This is a genomic window from Microcystis sp. LE19-195.1E (assembly GCF_027532095.1).
Lineage (GTDB): Bacteria > Cyanobacteriota > Cyanobacteriia > Cyanobacteriales > Microcystaceae > Microcystis > Microcystis aeruginosa.
The window spans coordinates 1-5,162 of record NZ_JAPZSZ010000319.1 but is presented as its reverse complement, the minus strand read 5'-3'; the positions used below and the strand labels follow the sequence as shown (position 1 = coordinate 5,162).

The 5,162-nt window shown below is 43.4% G+C and carries 3 protein-coding genes; all 3 read right to left on the bottom strand.

From position 1 onward, the window contains the following. Positions 1-482, bottom strand: a 482-nt coding sequence (gene cas5d / locus O9300_RS17530; RefSeq protein WP_272081679.1) for a type I-D CRISPR-associated protein Cas5/Csc1, incomplete at its 3' end; no start/stop codon positions are given. A gap of 57 nt (positions 483-539) precedes the next feature. Continuing rightward, on the bottom strand, positions 540-1,541 hold the full coding sequence (gene cas7d / locus O9300_RS17525) for a type I-D CRISPR-associated protein Cas7/Csc2 (protein ID WP_190720987.1): 1,002 nt from the start codon (positions 1,539-1,541) through the stop codon (positions 540-542). 17 nt (positions 1,542-1,558) lie between these two features. After that, positions 1,559-5,002 carry a type I-D CRISPR-associated protein Cas10d/Csc3 gene (cas10d, locus tag O9300_RS17520; RefSeq protein ID WP_287973003.1) on the bottom strand — a complete coding sequence of 1,148 codons (3,444 nt, stop codon included), beginning with the start codon at positions 5,000-5,002 and terminating at the stop codon, positions 1,559-1,561. Positions 5,003-5,162 lie beyond the last annotated feature (160 nt).

Here is a 5,162-nt window from a genome sequence, read left to right as displayed (position 1 = left end):
TCTTTTTGTTTTGATAGGGAAAGTTCTGTCAGTTTTACTTCCGCTTTACTCATCCATTTTCCCAAACGAATCCATTTAGGAAGTTGTAGGGGGTGATGGGAAATGATAAAACATTCAAAAACACTTTCGGGAGCGATTTCTTTTGCCCTGCCAAAACTGGGAATATTTTTCTGGGTTTTTTCCATCTCCACATGATAGTTATTATTGGCATATTTCCAAGTATTGAGAACCGCCGTATGAATGATCGCTCGTGCGGGAGTGACATAAATTTTCTCTTCGTTAAGAGGATTTAAATGTTCTTGGTACTGTGGAATCTGTTCGGAACAGAAGTAACGATAACTATCGCTATTTACCAATCCCAAAGCATAACAGAGCGCGTAATTATGAATTACGGGTTCGCTTTCGTAGAGTCTGCCGATTTCACGGGTTGCGTAATAAAGACTATCGTGCAGTTCTAATTGACAGGAATAAATATGTACCATAACTCTTTAAAAATTGCGAGGATCTAGGGTGAGAAATTACTCACCCGACGAAATTAGCTATTTTTTCTCGGCTTTCTTTTTCTCAATATATTGTTCAAAGTATTTTTTTGACTCCTTATTTGCTTGATCTAGAACCGATAAAATTCCTGCTTCCGTACCCGTGAGAGTTTTCACCTCAGTTAATAAAGGTTGAAAATTTTCCCCGATAAAATCGGTATGAACGATAAATTCTTCCGCCATTAATGCTTGTATTGCTTCGGTGGCTTTTTCCATAACTAAATCCTCATCTAAGGGATCGATCGAGTGTAATACTTCATCGGGAAGGCGATCATATATTGCCTGTGTCCAGCGCAAATTACTAACAATTTCCCCATCGGCAAAAATAACACCGATAAGCTCATTTCTTACCCGTCCCGTCCGGGTAGTTTGCGCGCCGTAGTGACGGGTACGCAGGATGTTATTAAAAACATAGAGAAAACTTGCTTCTGTCGGATCTTTGAGCGTGACAATACTAGGGAAAAACACCTGCGGACGAATGTGATCCTGCTGGTTAATTCGGCTAGTCACTTCCCCTACTTTTGTGTTATTTTCTCCCTTCGATGCCATAGTACCGTTCTCGTAGGGAGCGTTCAAAGTAAAACTTTCATGGGATTCATCAAAGGGTGTGATCGAAAAAGCCGTATCTACTACTACTTTCGATTTTTCTGAACCCGAATCACCGATGGCAAAACCATAAATAATACAGTCGGGGTTATTCATTCCAAAAGAAACATTGTATTCGCACTCCTCTGCGGTTATAATGTTGTATTTACGGAGTAATTCTCGTCCGACTAAACGTTCTGGAGTTGACTGTTTTCGTTTAAACATCGATAAACGACTAATCGTTTTTTTGCTATCAATTCCCGCACGAACACGAGCTTTATTTAGCTCTCCATCTGTTTGAAATAAAGGATAAGATTCTGTGACTCGAATCGTCAAAAAGTGAACGTATTTTCCCATCGGTTTGTAGGGAATATCGCTATGAAAGAATTTAGAATCGAGGGTTTTCAGTAAAGACATGGTAGGTACTCCTTGAATTAATTATTGTTTTCAGAATCTTCATCCAGAGTTTGACCCTGGGCTTTTAACTCTTGATTTTCTCTGTCCTGTTCGAGACGGTAAAGAAATTCGCAGGTATCGCGAATGAGGTTTAATTGTCTGCCAGCTAGACGCGCTCGATCGCCCTTAAAAGAACCCTCGAACACATCGATCACAAAATAACGAGCAAAAGACAATATTTTCTGTCTTTCCTGTTCTCGATCGGATAGAATCCAGCGACCTTCTGCTGTAGAAGCATGAACCCGATTCATTAAGCTGGCCACTTCCGCCGCTACTACAGAAACTAGGGCTTCTCCCTGATAGATTCCTCCTTTGATAATCGTATCGGCGGCCACATCGATCGGTTTTAAAACTGCGTTTGCTTTCGGATTATATCGTTTATTAGCTCGATAGAATTGACGATACAATTCGGTTAAGTTTTTCGGGTGATTTAAGGGCGATTGTGCTGTCATATCGATAGTTAAATTGGTTCGGTTGACTTGTACATAGGGATCGAAACAAGGATAAAAATCGTAGAGATACAGAGCGATTCGATTAGCGCTCGGTATATCGGCATCTTTGCCCCGTTTCCACTGTTTAAGGTAATGAAAAACATAGAGAGGACTGGTTTCTAAATTGATAGCGAGTTCCGTTAATTTGCCCCAATTGGGGTCATAACCCGTCTTACCCTGCTTCGAGTTTACGTCCAAATGAATAGAATAGGCTGCGGTTAGGGTATTTAGAGGGGCAGGATATTTTTTTCCGTCATTATCTTGCCATGGGTTCAAGACTCGATCGAGACGGAATCGATCGCATCGGGTTAAGGACCGGATCGCTTGGGGCGCACTGTCGAGAAATACCGTCTCTTCAAATTCCGCACCGTCGCGATAGGGAGGGATAGGAGACTCAGAAACCACCGTTTTGACATCTAGAATCATCGGGAAAGCTAATCCTAACCATGCTGGCATAACCCAGGATTCCGTATCGGTGGGATCGCGGCCCGGAGGTAGGGCCATAAAATAAAAGGTTAGGGGTTTATCTTCGGGATAGGATAGTTTAAAAGTGCGGTCTTTTTTGCCATCTTCCTCCTCGTTAATTCTTTCCTTTTTCTGCCTTAATTTTTCATCGATCAGGAAACTATCGACACTCTGATAACGGGTTCGATCGAAGTTAGCGACCAGATTCTTATCAACAAAGTGCAACTTTATCGAGCTATCAAAACGAGTTTGAGCGATGTTAGCGTAGGCTTTTTGTAAAAAACTATTGGTTTCGGGAGTAAAATAATAGGTCGGGTAAAAGTACAGATAGCGATATTTGCCCTCCTCGAAACGTTTTCCTACCGCTTGGGTTTGATTCATAAGAATCTGACGCAACATCATTTCCGTTCCCGCGATACTGGAAATATTTCGTTTGGCGTTCGAGCCTGCCAGCATTTGTTTATTAGTATAGACTTGGGGAGTAAAAAGAACCGCCGATTCCATCTGTTCGCTGACACTATAGGGAGAATGGGAGATCGAACAGAGAAGTTGACGGCCGCGACCTTGTTTTTTAGCGGCGTTGTAGTGGTTTAATTCTTTCTGGAAGATTTCGATCGAGTGGGCCAATTCCCGACCGGGTAACTGCACCATTTGATTAACCCACTCTCGCAAATCCTCCCAACCATCGGGTAAGTTATATCCCGCAACTATGGCCGCGATTTTTGCGGCGAGAAAAGCGATTAAATCTTCTGCAACCGGTCTAATATCCTCGATTCCGGGATGCTGTTTCAGGTATTGCGCCGCTAGATAATACCATTCGTAGGGAACCCCTCCCGTATTGCCTTTCAGTTTGAGTTCTTTTAACGATTCATTAATACGCTTGATCGCTCGGATTTGTGGCAGATAATTTTCTAGATTCCAATAATGCGCGATCTCGCTAATTAAATCTAAATCCGGCGGTGCGGGTAAGTTTTTCTGCAATTTTCGCGCCTGTTCGATTTTTTCCAGGCGATCGCCCCAGATTTTCCGCGTCACCACGTCCCCGAATTCCGCTAGGCGATCAATCCGGATATCATCTTCACAATGAAAATCGTAATCTCTGGGTAAAACGCCCTGTTGTTGAAATTTAATCAGGTTTTCGCCGCGACTTCGGGCCACGGACGCTTTATTATCACCGAGGATGCGAAGGGTGGCGTTGAGGGCAGCGCGCATTAACCCGGCATCGTCGAAAAATTGGCTGTAGTAATCTGCGTATTTCATCCCCTTGCCATCTCTACCGAATCCCGTTTGTTTACGCTGTAATTCGCCGCTACAGAGGGATTTAATGGTGTCCACCACTCGATTCGGTAAGGTTTCTAGGGACACTTCTGGCGCGTTTTTGGGGGCGATATAGACAACTCCCGTAGGCAGGTAAAGTAAAGGCTGATAGTCTAGTTCTTGATGTGCTTCCATCACCGCGTTATTAAGTACGTTCGTTAGTACCCCGCGGTTTTCGGCGATGCTGTGGTAAGTGAATTTTAGTTCCCCATCGCTGAGGCTGTATAAAAGATCTTGTAACGAGGCTTTTTCCGCATCGTGGGGGTGTTTAATAATGGAAGCCAAGCGATCGGCTAGACAGGCAAGATCGGTTAAACTTTCGAGAGCGCTATTGTTTAAGCGAGTATTTAACCCATCTTCCGAGGTATTTCGATCGGTATCATTCCGACGCTGGGCATTTTTAGCGATGTATATCAAATCATCAAGATATTCAGTCCATTTTTCTGGTTGATCGGAAAATAAAAAGCGATCTAATCCTAATTCGGGAACCAATACTTGAAAAATCTCTCGATGTTCCTCTCGTGATAGTTTGCGGATATCTCGATCGAAGTCCTCGTTAATCTCGATATATTTCGCCGGCATCGCGGGAAAAAGCGAGTAGCGGAATTTCTCGAAATCGTGGAGAATAAACCCAGCGATCGCCAACCTGCGCTCGCATTCCTTTACTACCCGTCGAACGGTAGTATTGAGTTTTTCTAGTCGTTTTTCGATGAGATTGGCGGGAAATAATCCATTAAGTAAATGAGTATTGAGAGATTGATCGCCCGCGTTATCCCGTCGAACTTTGCTTTTTCCCTCTAATTCCCGACGGCGATCGATTTCCTCGAAGAAATTTCCTCCTTTTGCCGTGACACCGATCGCTAATCGGAGTAAATTGGGTAATACCATTTCGGCAAAATCTGCCATAACTCGATCGTCGGGGTTTTCGGCTCGAATCGCCTCCCGTAGGAGTTTTAGGGTTAGCAGTTGGCGAACAGTTTCGACTCGGCGATCGCTTACTGATTCGCTAATTCCTAAATCTTCGGAAACAAGAGATTCTAAATCAATATCCTCGAACTCAAAATCCAGATCTTCATCGTCAATTTCTGTAGTGTTATCGAATAGATTTAACTGTCCCGTTTCCTCTAATTTTTTTTGTTTTTTAGGCATCTTTCACCTCTAGAGAGTCTAAATAGGGTTTGCTGAAAAAGTTTTTCCTGGGGGCAGGGTGTGGGGTGTGGGGTGTGGGGTGTGGGGTTTTACCAGTTTTGAGGTGGCCAATTACCTAATTTTCAGGGAAAAAGTGCCTAAATTTCCCCCCGATCACTCC

Bases quoted from the DNA above. Each gene is read 5' to 3' on its own strand.
- cas10d (WP_287973003.1), bottom strand. From the start codon at position 5,002: ATGCCTAAAAAACAAAAAAAATTAGAGGAAACGGGACAGTTAAATCTA.
- cas7d (WP_190720987.1), bottom strand. From the start codon at position 1,541: ATGTCTTTACTGAAAACCCTCGATTCTAAATTCTTTCATAGCGATATT.